This window comes from Extensimonas vulgaris, assembly GCF_003337425.1.
Classification (GTDB): Bacteria; Pseudomonadota; Gammaproteobacteria; order Burkholderiales; family Burkholderiaceae_C; genus Extensimonas; species Extensimonas vulgaris.
Genome location: NZ_QPJU01000007.1, coordinates 1 through 16,087, shown reverse-complemented (window position 1 = coordinate 16,087; position 16,087 = coordinate 1). Strand labels below are relative to the sequence as shown.

At 66.8% G+C, this 16,087-nt stretch carries 15 protein-coding genes and 1 riboswitch; of the genes, 4 read left to right on the top strand and 11 right to left on the bottom strand.

Annotation, left to right across the window (positions count from 1 at the left end):
* Positions 1-101: 101 nt before the first annotated feature.
* The 3 genes from DFR45_RS10295 to DFR45_RS10285 all read right to left on the bottom strand — a co-directional run bounded on the left by DFR45_RS10295 (position 102) and on the right by DFR45_RS10285 (position 1,554).
* Positions 102-578: an RES family NAD+ phosphorylase gene (locus DFR45_RS10295; protein ID WP_114483660.1), complete on the bottom strand. Its 477-nt coding sequence runs from the start codon at positions 576-578 to the stop codon at positions 102-104.
* Positions 578-1,030, bottom strand: coding sequence for a type II RES/Xre toxin-antitoxin system antitoxin (gene parS / locus DFR45_RS10290; RefSeq protein ID WP_114483659.1), 453 nt, complete (start codon positions 1,028-1,030; stop codon positions 578-580). Before parS ends, DFR45_RS10295 begins: the two co-directional genes overlap by 1 nt.
* A 233-nt stretch (positions 1,031-1,263) precedes the next feature.
* Positions 1,264-1,554 (bottom strand): type IIL restriction-modification enzyme MmeI, encoded by a 291-nt coding sequence (locus tag DFR45_RS10285; RefSeq protein ID WP_114483658.1) that lies wholly within the window; start codon positions 1,552-1,554, stop codon positions 1,264-1,266.
* A gap of 815 nt (positions 1,555-2,369) precedes the next feature.
* Here DFR45_RS10285 and DFR45_RS10275 point away from each other — a divergent pair.
* Positions 2,370-4,586: a TonB-dependent receptor plug domain-containing protein gene (locus tag DFR45_RS10275; RefSeq protein ID WP_114483656.1), complete on the top strand. Its 2,217-nt coding sequence runs from the start codon at positions 2,370-2,372 to the stop codon at positions 4,584-4,586.
* A 39-nt stretch (positions 4,587-4,625) separates the two neighbouring features.
* Entirely contained in the window at positions 4,626-6,008 is a 1,383-nt protein-coding gene (locus DFR45_RS10270; protein WP_114483655.1) for a PepSY-associated TM helix domain-containing protein, read from the top strand.
* 156 nt (positions 6,009-6,164) lie between these two features.
* On the opposite strand, the gene DFR45_RS10265 is transcribed toward DFR45_RS10270, so the two are convergent.
* From DFR45_RS10265 to DFR45_RS10230, 8 genes are all read right to left on the bottom strand, one after another.
* Positions 6,165-6,740 carry a methylated-DNA--[protein]-cysteine S-methyltransferase gene (locus DFR45_RS10265; RefSeq protein ID WP_114483654.1) on the bottom strand — a complete coding sequence of 192 codons (576 nt, stop codon included), beginning with the start codon at positions 6,738-6,740 and terminating at the stop codon, positions 6,165-6,167.
* Between the two features lie 41 nt (positions 6,741-6,781).
* Positions 6,782-7,351 (bottom strand): cob(I)yrinic acid a,c-diamide adenosyltransferase, encoded by a 570-nt coding sequence (cobO, locus tag DFR45_RS10260; RefSeq protein WP_114483653.1) that lies wholly within the window; start codon positions 7,349-7,351, stop codon positions 6,782-6,784.
* Positions 7,352-7,432: 81 nt separating this feature from the next.
* Entirely contained in the window at positions 7,433-8,197 is a 765-nt protein-coding gene (locus DFR45_RS10255; RefSeq protein ID WP_114483652.1) for an ABC transporter ATP-binding protein, read from the bottom strand.
* Positions 8,194-9,381: a FecCD family ABC transporter permease gene (locus tag DFR45_RS10250; protein WP_194161665.1), complete on the bottom strand. Its 1,188-nt coding sequence runs from the start codon at positions 9,379-9,381 to the stop codon at positions 8,194-8,196. Before DFR45_RS10250 ends, DFR45_RS10255 begins: the two co-directional genes overlap by 4 nt.
* The gene (locus tag DFR45_RS10245) at positions 9,378-10,256 is read right to left on the bottom strand and encodes an ABC transporter substrate-binding protein (protein WP_241659421.1); all 879 of its coding nucleotides are present in this window, start codon (positions 10,254-10,256) and stop codon (positions 9,378-9,380) included. The genes DFR45_RS10250 and DFR45_RS10245 overlap by 4 nt, the downstream gene beginning before the upstream one ends.
* A 107-nt stretch (positions 10,257-10,363) precedes the next feature.
* Complete coding sequence (locus tag DFR45_RS10240; RefSeq protein ID WP_114483651.1) at positions 10,364-10,966, bottom strand: bifunctional adenosylcobinamide kinase/adenosylcobinamide-phosphate guanylyltransferase; 603 nt, start codon at positions 10,964-10,966, stop codon at positions 10,364-10,366.
* Complete coding sequence (locus tag DFR45_RS10235) at positions 10,957-12,366, bottom strand: cobyrinic acid a,c-diamide synthase CobB (RefSeq protein WP_241659423.1); 1,410 nt, start codon at positions 12,364-12,366, stop codon at positions 10,957-10,959. Before DFR45_RS10235 ends, DFR45_RS10240 begins: the two co-directional genes overlap by 10 nt.
* A gap of 96 nt (positions 12,367-12,462) precedes the next feature.
* Positions 12,463-14,385: a TonB-dependent receptor domain-containing protein gene (locus DFR45_RS10230; protein ID WP_114483774.1), complete on the bottom strand. Its 1,923-nt coding sequence runs from the start codon at positions 14,383-14,385 to the stop codon at positions 12,463-12,465.
* Between the two features lie 86 nt (positions 14,386-14,471).
* A riboswitch (cobalamin riboswitch) is annotated at positions 14,472-14,708 on the bottom strand.
* A 189-nt stretch (positions 14,709-14,897) separates the two neighbouring features.
* On the opposite strand from DFR45_RS10230, the gene DFR45_RS10225 reads away from it, so the two are divergent.
* Together DFR45_RS10225 and DFR45_RS10220 are read left to right on the top strand one after the other, a co-directional pair.
* Entirely contained in the window at positions 14,898-15,131 is a 234-nt protein-coding gene (locus DFR45_RS10225; RefSeq protein WP_114483650.1) for a DUF904 domain-containing protein, read from the top strand.
* Positions 15,128-15,463 carry a cell division protein ZapA gene (locus DFR45_RS10220; protein WP_114483649.1) on the top strand — a complete coding sequence of 112 codons (336 nt, stop codon included), beginning with the start codon at positions 15,128-15,130 and terminating at the stop codon, positions 15,461-15,463. Before DFR45_RS10225 ends, DFR45_RS10220 begins: the two co-directional genes overlap by 4 nt.
* Positions 15,464-16,087 lie beyond the last annotated feature (624 nt).

The window sequence follows — 16,087 nt, the reverse complement described above, 5'->3', positions numbered from 1 at the left end:
AATCCGGCAAAAACTGGCCTCGCTGGGGCGCCTTCTCGCTTTCGACGCCCAAAGTCCGACAGGCTGCTTGGTTGCGTAAGAGTGGGTTGGGTACCCGGCCATCACAGGGGGGTGTCGAGATTGCGCAGCAGTCGTGTATCGGTCTGCAAGGACTGCGGCTCACCGATCACGATGCGCGCAAAGTCGGGGTGGCGTGGGTTGAGCAGGTAGTTGCGCTCTGCGGGCAGCACCGCGCTGGGTACGTTCAATACGGCCGTCCGAGCACTTTTGAGCCAGGCCAGCCCCAGCGATTGCAGAACCTCCCTCGTGCCGAGGGTGCGCCAGTCTGCCGGCAGTCCATCGGCGTCAATGCGTGACTGTGCCAGGTCGTCAGGTATCTGTGCGGGAATCAGGACATAGTGCGCCCGCAGGGGTTCGTCTTGCACCATCAGTTCAAGCAAGGCCAGAGATTGGGATTCGGCGGTATAGACCACCTCCCAGCCCTTGGGGTTCCAGCGCCCGCCGTAAGCCCGAGCGCCTTCGCCGCTGAAAGCGCTTTGCGCAAAGCGAGCAGTGGTGATGCGCCAGACGGTGGGCATCAGGCAAACACCCCATGCTCGATTCGCCCCAAAGTGTCGAGCACGCTGTCCTCCCCGATGTCGGTGTCCAGCAGCGATAGCGGGGTGGCCCCGCCGAGTGCCACATTCGGGCTTTGCAGCCAACCCAGGGCGCTTTCGAGGTCTTCAAAGACGGTTTCAGCGCGCTCGAGCACGCGGGCAAAGCGCACGAACTTGGCCGATTCTTCCGGCGACAGCGCCCCCTCACGCTTGCGCCTGGCCAAGGTGCGCTCGGGAATGGCCAGGGCGCGCGCCAGTTCGCTCTGCGTGATGCGCGTGATGCGCACCAGCGCGTCGACCGAGGCCGCTGGCAGGCCCCGACGCAGCAAGGGAATCCAGTCCAAGCCCACCCGCGGTTGGGCCTGCAGTACCCCCTCGCCACCGAGGAGTTGCACCGCCGAAACAAATGCGGGTTCCAGACTGGCGGTTGTCATGATGACTCCTGTTGGGTTAAACCCAGATTGTCCATTAGGACGCGGGATGATGGCGAGACGGCTGGCGAGGCAGTTTGGTCGCGGCTGAGGAGTGCATGGCCGGTGCCATGGACGACGAAGCCGCGGCCAAAATGACCGTCAGACGTCCGCCAGCGCCCGCGTAGGTGCGCAGCACCGCCTAATGGACAATCTGGGTTAAAGCCATTTGGCTTTCATCTTAGTTAAAAATGGCATCAAAGTCCATCCCTTTTTCTCTCCGATACGTCCCCATGACCCCTTTGAAGGAAAGACGAAGCCCCCTGCACCAGCATCTGCCCCGGCCAGAACAGATCGACATAGCCCTGCCCGCCGCCGTGCTTTTTGACGGCGTGCTCGAAGCTGGCCACACGTCGATTGGTGAGGCCGAAGATTTCAAAAAAGTCGATCCAGAACGGGATGGACTGCTGCTTTTCGTCGGCCGCGTCCTGCCACTGGCGGCTGAACGCCATGGCGCGCGACTTGATTTCGTTCCAGGACAGGGGCATGGGGGTGGGTAAGCGGGGAAAATACAGACACGACTTGCGCAAATCGGGGTCAGGCAAGGCGCACGCCCCATGGCAAAGCACTTTGCTGCATCCTTGTTTGCGTAAGTCCAGACAGAGTATCCATTACGCGCGTTGTGCGCAGCGTTTCTTGACATCCGTCACGTATTTGCAACCAATCTGTGACAATACCGCGCATGCAAAGCCGATCCGCCCCGCCTCTGCCGGCACAGCGCACAGCCGCCTTCTGGCTGGGCCTGTGCTTTGCGCTGGCGCAGTGGATCACGATGCTGGCGCCGTGGATGCCGTCCCACGCAAGCGACATGGTGGTCTGCAGCGCAAGCGGCGGCTTCCATTCCGACGGCGCTTCTTCTGACGGTTCTGATGCCCTGGGCGTAGCGTCGCTGCATTGCGCGCTTTGCCTGCCGGCCCTGCTGCCACTCCCTCAAGAAGGGGCGCATGGTGCGTTGCGGCAGGCCCAAAACCCGGTGCCGCATTGGGTGGCTGCTGGACATTTTCTGCAGGTTGCCACCCCGCTGCCGCCACTGCGCGGCCCTCCAGCGTTGGTCTGAGCTTTTCTGCGCCCTGGTTTGCGACTTCCCGCCTTGTAGCGATGGAAGCCACGCGCGGCTGGTCGGACTGGTTTGAATACCGAGCCGCCCCCCACGCGCAGCCAGGCGCCCTCCTTTCCCGCCCGCCGATAGCCGATAGGCAGCGTTTGCGCGTCATTTCGTGCGTCATTTCGCACGCCGTGCGCGCACCCGCCTGTGCCTGGCGCGGGCACGTACCGCAGGCCCCAAGATTCCAAAGCACAGACCATGCACACCGATCAATCCTTTCCTTACGTCCAGCCCGTTTCCGTTTTTGCCAGGGTGGGCACCGCATGCTTCATCGCAAGCCTTTGTGCCGCGCCAGCGTTCGCGCAAACTACCGGCGCAGCGCAGGGCGCCACGGCCAGCTCTGCACCCAGCCCTGTGGCCGGGCAGCTCGAAGCCGTGACGGTCGGCGCGAGCCGCGGCACGCAACTCGAGGACATGGACATCAGCACGACCGTGATCCCGCGTGAGGTCATTGAGCGCGCACCCGAGACGACGGTCGATCAGATCCTGAACAAAATCCCCGGCATCTTCGTGCCCACCCAGCCCAGCACCCAATTGCACCCCACGGGGCAGGTGCTGAGCATCCGCGGCTTTGGCACCTCGACCAATGGCCTTACGCTGGTGCTGCTCGATGGCATTCCCGTCAATGATCCGTACTTTCGCACCGTGAACTGGGCGCAAATCCCCAAAAGTTCGATCGAGCGCATCGAAATCATCCGCGGCGGCGGGGCCACGAGCCTGTGGGGCAACATGGCCATGGGTGGCGTGATCAACATCGTGACGCGCGCGCCCGTCGCCGGCGAGAAACGCCTGGAGGTAGGCTATGGCAGCTTCAACACCAAGACGCTGGACGCCAGCGTGGGCTTTGCACCCAGCGACGACCTGAAAATCGGCTTGAGTTTCGACGGCAGCGACTCGGACGGCTACAACGCAACGCCGCAGCAGTACCGCAATCCCGCCATGGTTTCTACCGCCTCACAGGTGAGCAACTTCAATGCCATTGCGCGCTACACACCCAGCGCGGCATCGCAATACTTCGTCAAGCTCCAGGCCAGCCAGACGCGCGAAAACGGCCTGACTTACGACATTGCGCACAACCATTGGGACACCTACCGGCTTTCCTTTGGCGGGCAGTCGCGCTTGTCCGACACGTCGAGCCTGAACGCGAGCGGCTGGTTCCAGCGCAGCATGATGTTCACGCAAAACGCGTCGAACCCGTCATACTCGCTGGCGTCGCCACAGGCAGGGGTGCCCTACGTGAGCCAGCGCGAGAACGCCACCTACAGCAGCGCCGGGGCAACGGTCTATCTGCAGACCGAGTACGGGCCTATCAAAGACATCAAGGTCGGCCTGGACTTGCGGCGCATTTCGACGAATGACCCGCTCAATCTTTTTAGCGCCGCAGGCTACCAGGGCAACCTGACCTCGCAGGCCGTACACCAGTTCGAAGGATTGTTTCTGCAAGGCACCTACAGACCCGAAGCTATACCGCTGGATGTGACACTGGGGCTGCGCGAGGATTTTTGGCAAGCCAACAACGCGAGCATCAATGGCAACTATCGCGGCAGTGCCATCGCGAATGACTTGGCTGACACCTCGTTTCACCGCTTCGACGGCCGGTTGGGGGCGAAGTATTACCTAGGCTCGGCCTGGGACTTGCGCGCTGCGGCCTATCAGAACTTCTCGGCGCCGGGGCTCAACCAGATGTACCGCAGCTTTGTGGGCGGCAGCAACTACACCATCCCGAACACGGGTCTGCAGCCCCAGACCAATCTGGGCTACGAGTTTGGTGTCGACTTCAAACGCCAGGACTTCGACCTCGCGCTGACGTACTTCCACAACAAGCTCAAAAATTACATCGACTATTCGACCGTGCAGACCGGCTGCGCGGCGGCGAACAACTATTGCAACACGGGCGTGACCTCGGCCAACACGCTCAAGCAATACGTGAACGGCGGCGACGCGACGCTGCGCGGCTTCGAGGTGCTGGGTACTTGGCGCGCGCTCGAAACGCTCACGCTCACAGGCGGCTTTGCGCGCACCGCCGCCTACCTAACGTCGTCCAAGGTGGCATCGGACCCGGTGTTCCAGCAGCTCGGGCAGGTTCCGCTGTGGAGCGCGAACCTCGGCGCGACGTGGCAGGCCAGCCCCAAACTGAGCTTCACCTTGCAGGTGAAGGCCTTCCCCGACTACTGGAACAACACCGCACACACCCAGGTCAACGACGGGGCGACGCTGGCCGATCTGGGCGTGGTTTACAAGCACAGCAAGATGGTCGAGCTCTACGCCTTCGCACAAAACATCGGCGACAAGTCCTACTACGACCAGGGCTTGAGCTACACGCCCAGCGGCGCCGTGAACACTTCGGCTTCGGGCACCATTCCGGCGCGGGGCATGCCGTTCAATCTGACCGTGGGGCTGCGCGCCACGTTCTGATAGGCACGCGGGCCTCGGCCCGCATGAGGAGACCCGTCCATGACAACATCCCAAACTGCTGCCCGCCCGGCGCGTGTGCGCATGCGCCTTGGCTACGCCACCGTGTGGCACTGGCATTTTTATGCCGGTTTGTTTTGCATTCCCTTCGTGCTCTGGCTGGCCTGTACGGGCGCGATGTACCTGTTCAAGCCACAGATCGACGCCTGGATAGACCGGCCTTTTGCTCACCTGCCCATGCACGGACCTGCGGCACCGCCCTCGGCGCAGGTGCATGCAGCTCTGGCTGCCGTGCCAGGGGCCATGCTGGACGGTTATGAGTTGCCATTGGCGGCCGATGGCGCAACGCAAGTGCTCGTGGGCAAGGGGCGCGAGCTCTTTCGGGTGTACGTACACCCGCAAACCAGCGAAGTGCTGCAGGTGCTGCCTGAAGACAGTCGCTTTACGCGCCTGCTGTTCAATCTGCACGGTGAATTGTTGCTCGGCAACAAAGGCTCAATGCTGGTGGAGCTTGCCGCCTCATGGGCGATCGTGATGATTTTGACCGGGCTGTACCTTTGGTGGCCGCGTCAGGGCGGCGGCCTTGGCGGCTTGGTCTATCCGCGACTGCGGTTGCAAGGGCGCCCGTGGTGGCGAGATTTGCACGCCATTGTCGGCTTTTGGGTCGCAGCCTTCACTTTGTTTTTGCTCGTCTCCGGCCTGCCATGGGCCAAGTCCTGGGGCAGCATGCTGAGGGAAGTGCGCGAATGGAGCGCCGGCATGGCCATTCACCAGGACTGGAGTACGGGCAGCGAGGACGAAGCTGCCGCGCGCCATGCCAAGCACCAGGCGCGGCGCTTTCAGCACGGAGGCACGCACGGCAAGGCGCTCGACCACGAGGCGCTAGAGGCACTTGACCGCCTGGCGCCCGCAGCATCCGCCCTAGGGCTCGCGGCACCGGCACTGCTGGTGCCACCGGATATGCCCGGCGGCCATTGGGTCGCCCGCTCCGATGCGCAAAACCGGCCACTGCGCGAAACCGTGGAGCTCGACGCGACCACGGGCCGCATCGTCTCGCGCGCCACTTTTGCCCAGCAGCCGTTCATCGACCGGCTCGTAGGCTATGGCGTTGCGATCCATGAGGGCCAAATGTTCGGCTGGCTCAACCAGGCCCTGGGCGTCTTCACCGCGGTGGGGCTCGTGACGGTCAGCGTCAGTGGCTTGGTGCTGTGGTGGCGCCGCCGCCCGCCCGGCCGGCTCGGCGCGCCGCCGCGACGGGCAGGTTATCGACCTTCGGCATCGCTGACACTGCTCATGGTCGCCCTGGGGCTGGTGCTGCCCCTGCTCGGCCTGTCCATGCTGAGCGTGCTGGCGCTCGATCTCTGGGTCTTCCCACATCTCGGTCCACTCGCGCGCTTTTTGGGTTTGGGTGCATCCGCGGTCTGATGCGGTGCAAGCGTGGGTCGGTTTAGTCTGAACACACGCAGGAGCACAGTCGAGGCACAAAGGCATTGTGGCGCATGGCAACCAAGGCCCAGCCTGGGGCCGCAGCGGTGCAGGTGTTCTCAGATCGGCTGCATTCGTAGCCATTTTGAGAACACTTCACGCCCCACCCACCCCCAGTGGTGATGCGGGCGGCGCGGCTTGCTGCCCCGGCTCCAATCCTTGCTCCGTCCCCTGCTCCAACCTCAGCAGCCACGCCTTGCGCGGCAGGCCGCCGCCGTAGCCGGTGAGCTGGCCCTTGCTGCCGATCACGCGGTGGCAGGGCACGACGATGCTGATCTTGTTCTGCCCATTGGCCGCGGCCACGGCGCGCGTGGCGCTGGGCTGGCCGATGTGCTTCGCCTGCTGCGCGTAGCTCCAGGTCTGGCCGTAGGGGATGGCGCGCAGCGCCTGCCACACGCGCTGCTGAAACGGCGTGCCCACCAGGTCCAGCGGCAGTTCGAACCGGCGCCGCCGGCCCGCGAAGTATTCGGAAAGTTCGAGGCCGAGCTGTGCCGTCCAGGCGTGCAGCGCGGTTGACTCAAGCGCCGCATCGCCGCGCGCGGCCTGCACTTGTGCCAGCTCACGCTCTACGCGCGGCTGGCCCGCAAACTCGAGCAGCCCGAGCCCACGCGCGGTAAACACGGCGAGCAAGTCGCCGAGCGGACTGGGGTAGGTGTGGGTGGCGAGGGGCATGGAGAGCGGCTTTGCAGGGATGCGCAAGACGCATCATGACATCAATCCTCTATCCCCCGCTGCGCCGGCACGCCGGCATTGAAGGCGTGTTTGACGAGGCGCATCTCGGTCACGGTGTCGGCGATGTCGATGATTTCCTGCGGGCAGTTGCGGCCCGTGAGCACCACGTGCACGTCTTTGGGGCGCGTGCGCAGGGTGTGCAGCACGTCTTCGAGCGGCAGCCAGCCGTAGATCAGCGGGTAGGTGATTTCGTCAAGCACGACCAGAAAATACTCGCCGCTCAGGATGCTGGCCTTGGCGCGTTCCCAGCCGTCGCGCGCGAGCTGGGCGGAGCGTTCCAGGTCCTGGCTTTTCCAGCTGAAGCCGTCGCCCAGGCCCTCCACGGGCACGCCGAGCTGCTCGAACACGCGGTGCTCGCCAAAGCGCGCGCTCGGCACTTTCATGAATTGGTAGATCTTGACGGCCTTGCCGCGGCCATGCGCGCGCAGCGCGAGACCGAAGGCCGCCGTGCTCTTGCCCTTGCCGTCGCCGGTGTTGACGATGACGAGGCCGCGGCGCTCGCCCGCGGGGGGCTCGTAGGGTTTTTCGGTCGGTGGGGTTTGGATGTCCATGGGGGCTCCTGAAAATGTGGCGGTCAAAAATGGGGGAACGGTACGGCGGATGGTGCGCGGCGCCAGGGCATCGGAACTTTGCTATTTCAGCACCGCCACCCACTGCCCCTGCAGCGCGTGGATGGCGATGCGCCCGTCGAACACCTGCTCGAGCGCGCGTTGCGTGGCTGCATCGGCGCAGGCGCCGTGGTGCACGACGCGCCCCTGGGCGAGCACCAGCATGTCGTCGGCCTGCAAGGCGAGCGAGATTTCATGTAGCACGCTGACCACGGTGGCGCCCTGCGCGACCAGCGCGCGCACGAGCTGTAGCCAGTCGGCCTGGTGCGGCGGGTCGAGGTTGGCGAGCGGCTCGTCCATGAGCAGCACCGGCGCCTGCACCGCGAGCGCACGCGCCAGCAGCACGCGCTGGCGCTCGCCGCCCGAGAGCTGCCCCAGGCCGCGCGCGCGCCAGTCCCAGGCTTGCGTGGCGCGCAAGGCCTGCTCGACGGCGGCAAGGTCGGCAGCGCTGGGCGCCGCGAGCCAGGGCCGGTGCGGCAGGCGCCCGAGCAGCACCACATCGTGCACCGTGAGCTCGTCGGCCACGGCCTCGTTCTGCCCGAGCCAGGCCAGCGTGCGTGCGCGCTCACGCCGCGGCCAGTGCGCAAGCGGGCGGCCCAGCAGCTGCACCTGCCCCATGCAGGGCTGCAGGCCCGCGAGCGTGCGCAGCAGCGTCGATTTGCCGGCGCCGTTGGGCCCGACGATGCTGGTCCAGCGCCCTGCGGGCAGCGCCAGGCTGATGCCTTGCAGTATGGGGTGTTTTTCGATGCTGACGCTGATCTGCTGCGCGCTGATAGCTATGTTCGTCATAGCAATCCCCCGCTTGCGCTGCGCCGGTGCATGCGCCACAGCAGGTAGCTTCCGCCAAGCGCCGCAGTGAGCACGCCCACGGGCAGCTCCTGCGGCGCAAGCACCCAGCGCGCGAGGATGTCGGCGGCGAGCAACAGCACCGCGCCCATGAGGCTCGCAAGCGCGATGTGGCGCGCAGAGGTGGTGCGCACCAGGGTGCGCACGAGGTGCGGCGCGGCCAGGCCGACGAAGGCGATCAGCCCCGTCTGCGCCACCGCCGTGCCCGTGGCCAGCGCCAGCACCGCCACGAGCCCGGCGCGCATGGGTGCGAGCGGCAGGCCCAGGCTTGCGGCCGTGGCCTCGCCCAGCGTGAGGCCGTCGAGCGCGCGCGCCAGCGCCGCCGCAAGCAGCAGGCACAGGCCCCAGGCCGCCGCCATGAGCGCGCAGGCCAGCCAGCCGACGAAGCTGGTGCTGCCCAGCGTAAACGCCTGCATGGCCTGCAGGATGTCGGGCGAGGCCAGCTCCACCAGATCGCGCGCCGCGCCCAGCACCACGCCCACGATCACGCCCGCGAGCAACAGGCGCAGCGTGTGCTGCACGCCACGTGCCAGCGCGAGCGTGAGCAAGACCGCCGCCGCCGCGCCCACGAAAGCCATGCCGTTGATGCCCAGTTGGACACCCAAGCGCGCAAGCCAGGGCACGCCACCCGCCGGCACCACGCCGAACACAGCGAGCGCGAGCGCGCCACCGAGCGCCGCGCCCGAGGCGCTGCCGAGCAGGTACGGATCGGCCAGCGGGTTGCGAAACAGCCCTTGCGCCACCGCGCCCGCAAGCCCCAGCAGCGCGCCCGCAAGCCACGCGCCCAGCGTGCGCGGCAGACGGATGTCCCAGACGATTTGGCGCGCCACCGCGTCCTGCCCTTGCTGCAGCAGGCTCGTAAAACCCGTGCTGCCCACGCTCGCGCCGAGCAGCAGCAAGGCGCTGCTTGCGAGCAGCAGCGCCACGGCGAGCAGCAGCGCGCGGCGGCTTTGGCCCTGCGGGGCCGCAGCGGGAGCGTGGGCTGCAGCTCGGACTTGGGCTTGGGCTTGGACTTGGGCTTGGGCTTGGGCTTGGGCTTGGGCTTGGGCTTGGGCTTGGGCTTGGGCTTGGGCTTGGGCTTGGGCTTGGACTTGGGCCGGCGCGGCAGCGGGCGCTTCGCGTTTCATGGCGCTTTGGCTCCGGGCGCAGGGCCCAGCTTGTCTGCGAGGCAGCGCGCCATGGCACGCGCGCCCTCGGCCAGGCGCGGGCCGGGGCGCACGATGAGTTCGGACGTGGCGGCGTCGAACACGCACACGCGCTGCGCGCGCACCGCGGGAATGCTCTCCCAGCCCGGGTAGAGCGCGCGTGCCTGCATGCTGCGGTTGCCGAGCATGATCACGTCGGGGTTCGCGCGCACCACGTACTCGGGGTTCAGGCGCGGAAACGGCCCCAGCGCCGCGGGCACCACGTTGCGCGCGCCCAGGCGCTGCAAGGTCTCGCCGATGAAGGACGATTCGCTCGCCGCATACGGCCCGCGGCTGACCTCGAAATACACGCGCGCCCCTCGTGCCCGGGCCGGCAGCGACTGCGCTGCCGCCTGCACGCCGGCGTCAATCTCGCGCCACAGTCGCTCGGCGCCCTGCGCCGGCGGCACGCCGAGCAAGTCGCCGAGCACGCCCAGCACCTGCCGCACCTGCGCATATGTCTTGGGCTCGAGCGCGACCACGGTGAGCCCCAGCGCCTCGAGCCGTTCGTTGGTGCGCGAGGACACGCTCGCGAGCACCACGTCGGGGTGCAGCGCGACGATGGCCTCGATATTCGGATCGAGCCCGCCACCCACCTGCGGCAGGCGCGTGAGCTCTTGCGGCCAGTTCGAGTAGCGATCCACACCCACAAGGCGCGCGCAAGCGCCGAGCGCACACACGCTCTCGCTCAGCGAGGGCAGCAGGCTCACGATGCGCTGCGGCGGCGCGGGCAGCCGCACCATACGGCCGCGCCCGTCGGTGATCTGCACGGGCTGGGCTGCGGCCACGCCAGCGCAAAGCAGGCTGGCGACGAGCATGCACAAGCCCCAAGCACTGCGCCAAAAACAACGCCAAAAACAACGCCAAAAGCAATGCCCCAAGTGGTTCCACCAGCCCTGGCGCACGATCTGCCGACATGCACCCATCATTCGGACTCCTTCAGGCGCAGCGGCAGGCCCGCGGCCATCAGCGTGACGCGCGTGCAGACCTGCGCCACGCGCTGGTTCAGCGTGCCCAGCGCATCGACGAAGGCGCGCACCTCGGGCCCGAGCGGGATGACGCCCAGGCCGATCTCGTTGCCCACCAGCACCACGGGGCCGGGGGATTGCTGCAATGCTTGCAAAAACATAGCTTCCTGCGCTTGCCAGTCCTGCGTTAGATGCCTATTTTGCTCAAAATCATCGAAAGGCATGCGCCAGTTCGTGAGCCAGAGCGTGAGGCAGTCCACCACGACGAGCGTGTGCGCGCTGCCATGCACCGCGAGCGCACCGGCCAGGTCGTGCGCCACCTCTACGGTGCGCAGCCCCGGCACGCGCGCCGCGCGCTCGCGCTGGTGGCGCGCGATGCGTTCGCACATTTCGGCGTCGTGCGCCTGCGCGGTGGCGATCAGCACGGCCTGGTGCGCAGGCGACTGCGCGAGCCAGGCCGCGGCGAGCTGCTCGGCACGGCGTGATTTGCCGCTTTTCTGCCCGCCGAGGATGAGCTCGCGCGCGACGTTGGTGGGGTGACGGGAGCCGATCACGGACATGCTGCTTTCTCCGCGTCTGCCACGCAGTCTGCCCCCGCAGCGCCGAACAGCAAGGCCACGGCCTGCGGGGCCGAGGCAAACCAGGCGTGGAAGTAGCTCGCATGGATGCTGCCATGCCGGTACAGCGCCTCGCCCACCTCGCGCACCTTGGCCCGGGGTGCTGCGCCCGGCGCCGCGGTGCGCGCGACTTCGCGTGCGCTGCTGCTGCAGGTCGAATAGTGGAAGGTGTGGCCGCGCAAACAATGCCCCTGCCAGACCAGCTGCTGCGGCCCGAGCGCGGCCAGGCGCGTGTGCATGCTGACTTCGCCCGAAAGCAGCCCCCACAGCGGCTGAACGCGGCCATCGGGCTGGCGGATGGAATCCATCAAGGCCACCATGCCGCCGCATTCGGCCCACAGCGGCTTGCCCGCCTGCACATGCGCGTGCAGGTCGGCGCGCAGCGGCTGGTTGGCGTGCAGTTGCGCGGCGTGCAGCTCGGGGTAGCCGCCCGGCAGCCAGACGGCGTCGCAAGGTGGCAGTGCAGCATCCGCGAGCGGCGAGAAAAACACCACGCGCGCGCCCAGTTGCTCGAGCGTCTGCACATTGGCCGCGTAGATGAAGCAAAACGCCGCATCGCGCGCCACGGCCACGGTGCGCCCGGCGAGCAAAGGAGCCACGGGCCGCGCTGCAGGCGCCGGAAAGTCCACCGCCCAGGCTCCTAACTGCACAGCATCCATCTGGCCCAGCGGCGTGGCGGCGAGCGCGTCGGCCGCGGCGTCGAGCCGCGCCATGGCATCGCCCAATTCTGTCGCGGCCACGAGTCCCAGGTGCCGCTCGGGCAGCGTGAGCGCCGGATTGCGCAGCAGCGCGCCCAGCCAGTGTGCGGGATTTTGCAGGCTGGCTTGCAGCATGCCCGCGTGGCGCTCGCTGCCCACGCGGTTGGCCAGCACGCCGGCCCAGCGCAGCCCGGCGCGGTAGTGCTGCAAGCCATACGCCACGGCCCCGAAGGTGCCAGCCATGGCGCCGGCGTCGATCACGGCAAGCACCGGCAGGCCGAAGCGCAGCGCCAAGTCGGCCGCGCTGGGCTCGCCGTCGTACAGGCCCATCACGCCCTCGACGATGATCAGGTCGGCCTCCTGCGCGGCCGCGTGCAGGCGTGCGCGGCAGTCGGCTTCGCCCGTCATCCACAGGTCGAGCTGGTACACCGGCGCGCCGCTGGCCAGCTCGTGCCAGAACGGGTCGAGGAAGTCCGGCCCGCACTTGAACACGCGCACGCGCCGCCCCTGGCGCGCATGCAGCCGGGCCAGCGCAGCGGTGATCGTGGTCTTGCCCTGCCCCGAAGCCGGGGCCGTGACCAGCACGGCGGGGCAGCGGGCGACAGCGCCTTGGCCCATGTCAGCCATGTCAGCCATGTCAGCCATGTCCAGCTCCGAAAGTGCCCTATGCATGTCTTTCCTTCCCATTTTCATCAGCGCCAAGGATGCCTGCAGCGCACGCGGCGGCACCATTGCCGGGCATCACTGCGGCGCCCATTTGAGCCCCACGTACAGCATGCGACCCGGCGGCACGTAGGTGTTCGCGAGCTGGTAGCGCTTGTCGCCGAGGTTGTCCACGCGCGCGAGCAGCTGCGTGTCGCGCGCCACCGGCGTGCTTGCGTGCAGGTTGAAGAGCGTGTAGCCGCCGAGCCGGGTTTTGTTCGCGGCGTCGTCGAAGCGCTGGCCTGCGGCCTGCACTTCGCCGCCCAGCGTCCAATCGGCCAGGCGCGTATCTGCGCCCAGCGTGGCGTAGCGCTGCGCGCGGCGTGCCAGACGCTTGTCGGTGTCGAGGTTGCGCGGGTCTTGCCAGTCGATCGAGCCGTGCAGCTGCACCCCGCCCCAGCGCTGCGAGCCGGCCAGCGTCACGCCCTGGTAGCGCGCGTGCGCCGTGTTCGCATAGCAGCCGTAGGCCGAGGCGCAGGTGCCCGCGCCGACGAAGTTGATCAGGTTGCTCACGCGGTTGCGATAGACCACGAGCGATGCGCTGCTGTGGCCCTGGTCGTAGCGCAGGCCCAGCTCGGCGTTGTAGCTGGTTTCGGGCTGCAGCGCGGGGTTGCCGTATTCGCTGAAACGCTGGTAGAGGGTGGGCGCGCGAAAGGCCGAGCCCCACGACGCTGTGGCGCGCCAATGCGGCGCAAAGGCGTAGCCGTAGGCGGCGCTCGCGGTGTTCTTGATGCCGAACTCGCTGTCGTCGTCGTGGCGCCAGTGCAGCTGCAGCGTGTGCGCGCCTGCATGCAGGCCGTAGCCGAGCGCCAGGGCGTTTTGCGCGCGGCTGCCGCGGATGGCCGTGCTCCAGGCGTCGAGCGCGGGGTTCGTGAGCTCGTCCTCGCGGCGCTCGAGCGCGGCGCTGAAGCGGTGCACGCCGAGGCGGTAGTCGTTTTGCCAAAGATAGTTGCGCAGCCGCGTTTCGGTCAGGTAGGGCGAGGGCGAGGTCTCGTAGCGGCTGAAGGTGTCGGTGGCCGACAGGCGCATGGTGTAGGCGTCGGTCCAGTCGGCCGTCCAGGTCAGGCCGGCGGTGCGCAGGCGTTCCTTGTTGCGGTCGTCGACAAGCGGCGTGCTGGGCGTGGGGGCGCTCGACATGTAGTCGTCGTAGCCCGAATTGAGCTGGTTTCCAAGCAAGGTCGCGTCGAGCCGGTGGCGCGCGTCGATCTTCAAGCCCAGGCGCGCGTGGCCCGAGGTGCTGCGGTAGCCGTCGCGGTCGGGGTTGTGCGGCACGCCGGCGCGGATGTCCCAGCCGTCGCTGCGCTCGTGCGCGAGGCTCAAAGCGTAGTCGAAGGCATTGTCCACGCCCGTGGCGCCGCTCACGCCGGCTTCGAGCTTGCGCGTGCCACGGTTGCCCACGCCCACGCTCACATAGGGCGCGGGCGGGCCTTCGCCCTTGCGCGTGAAGAGCTGGATCACGCCACCGATGGCGTCTGAGCCATAGACTGCCGCGGCCGGCCCGCGCAGCACCTCGATGCGCTCGATCTGCGCGAGCGGAATCTGCTCCCACGAGGCGCCGCCCGTGGATTGCGAATCCACGCGCACGCCGTCGATATACACGGCCGTGAAGCGCGACTCGGCGCCACGCAGAAAAACGCTGGTCGCATTGCCCGGCCCGCCGTTGCGCGCAATTTCCACGCCCGGCAGGCGCGCCAGCACGTCGGCCACGCCCGTGGCGCCGCTGTTTTCGATGGTTTCACGATCGACGATGGACATGTCCGCCACCAGGTCGGACAAAGGCTGCGGCGCGCGCGTGGCCGTGACCACCACCTCCTGCAGCGAAGGGGCGCGCAGATTCTGCGCGACCAGGGTTTGCGCCTGCGCGCTCGGCAGCGCCGCAGCAAGGGCAGACAAGGCGCAGCACGCCGCAGGCGCGCGCAGCAAGGGCACGGCAGAGCGCGCAAAAGGGAGACGATTTTTCATGGAGAACATCCCGTCGAGGGAAGCACCCGCGCCGGCTTCCCCGCCGGCTTGTGGGTAAAAATGGCTTTGCACGCGGAAAAAGCGCCTGCAAAGCCGCCTCGTTGGCCGGTATCCGGGCTGGCGGAACACCCTCCAAAGCCTTCCCAGATACTTTTCAGGGTATCCAGTGGCGTGAGGATGGAGAGGGAATCGGCAAGATTCGTCCGCTGACCGTTGCGGGGGCAGCGCAGGCTCGGCACGCATCGTGGATGCGCCCCTCCCTGCTTCCCGTTTAACCGCAGCCCTTGAACCGGGCCGCGAGCACCAACGGCGGGGATTCTAATGTGCTGCACTGCAAATAGCCGCACGCAATGAAATCGATGGATTCGCGTTCAGGGCAAGGCGCAAACCGCAGCAATAGCCGCAGCTATCGCGAGGATTTGCAACGCCGCCCTGAGCACGAAGGCGCGATTTCATGTTCGGTTATTTGCGGGGCAGCACATGATGGCCGCGCCTCTACAATCTGCGGCGCCATGGACGACGCCGCCTCCCCCAACGACCCCATCACCCAGATCGGCGAGCGCATCGAGCGCCTGCTGCAGCGCCACGCCGAGCTGCAGCGCAGCAACGCGCTGCTCACCGAGCAGGTGGCCGCCCTCACCAAAGAGCGCGACTCGCTCGCCTCGCGCCTGCGCGCCGCACGCGCGCGCGTGGACGCGCTGCTCGAACGCCTGCCCGAAACGCCCCCCACGAAGGAAGCGCCATGAAACAGATCGAGGTGCAAATCCTGCAGCAAAGCTACCTGCTGAGCTGCCCCGAAGGCCAGGAGGCGCGCCTGCTCGACGCCGTGGAGCGCGTGGACACCGCCATGACGCGCATCCGCGACGCCGGCAAGGTGCGCGTGCGCGAGCGCATCGCCGTACTCGCCGCGCTGAACCTCGCCTTTGAGCTTGCCGAGCGCGAAAACGCAGCCACCGCCGCAGCCGCCCAGGCCGAAGCCGGCGCCACGCCCCTGCCCCCCAGCGCAAGCCAGCGCCTGCAAACCCTGGTGCAGCGCCTGGACGACGCCTTGGGCACGAACGGCATGCTGTTCGAGTAAACCCAGATTGTTCATTCGGCTGCGCTGAGCACCCACGAGGGCGCCGGCGGTCATTTTGGCCGTTGCGAAGAAACCCGTCAGTGCGAGCCCCGCAGGGGCGCGGCAATCCAATCCTGTCCACTGCGGTGTGCGCAGGCGTTGTTGCCAAGGCTCCATGGATTGCCGCGGGCCTTCGGCCCTCACAGTGACTGGAGGGATGATCATCCCCCGTCCTCATGGCAGCTGGAGTGAATAGCACCACCAGATCGACAGGCTCCACGGCGACGCACGAAACGGCATGCGGCTTATGGTCAATCATCGACATGCCGCCCACTTTCGCACCACAACCTATGGTGCCAAGGGACACTGGCTTTGCCGGGACATCGCAATTGTCCCGCCCAGCACAGCGCCGAAATGGTAGAAAGAAAAATACGAAAATGCGGGAATACCCTAATCTGAACTGTCTCCTGGTCGATTGACAAGTGATGTGCGCAGCACTAGATTTTTTGGTTGACATTCATTTTCAACTTCCACACGGGCAGCCATGAAATACTAAGTAATAAACAAAATTATTTCACAAGTTTCTACTGATAAGTTAAAATCGGCGCATGAATAAAGAACCACCTCGCAAGCCGATTTTCGTTT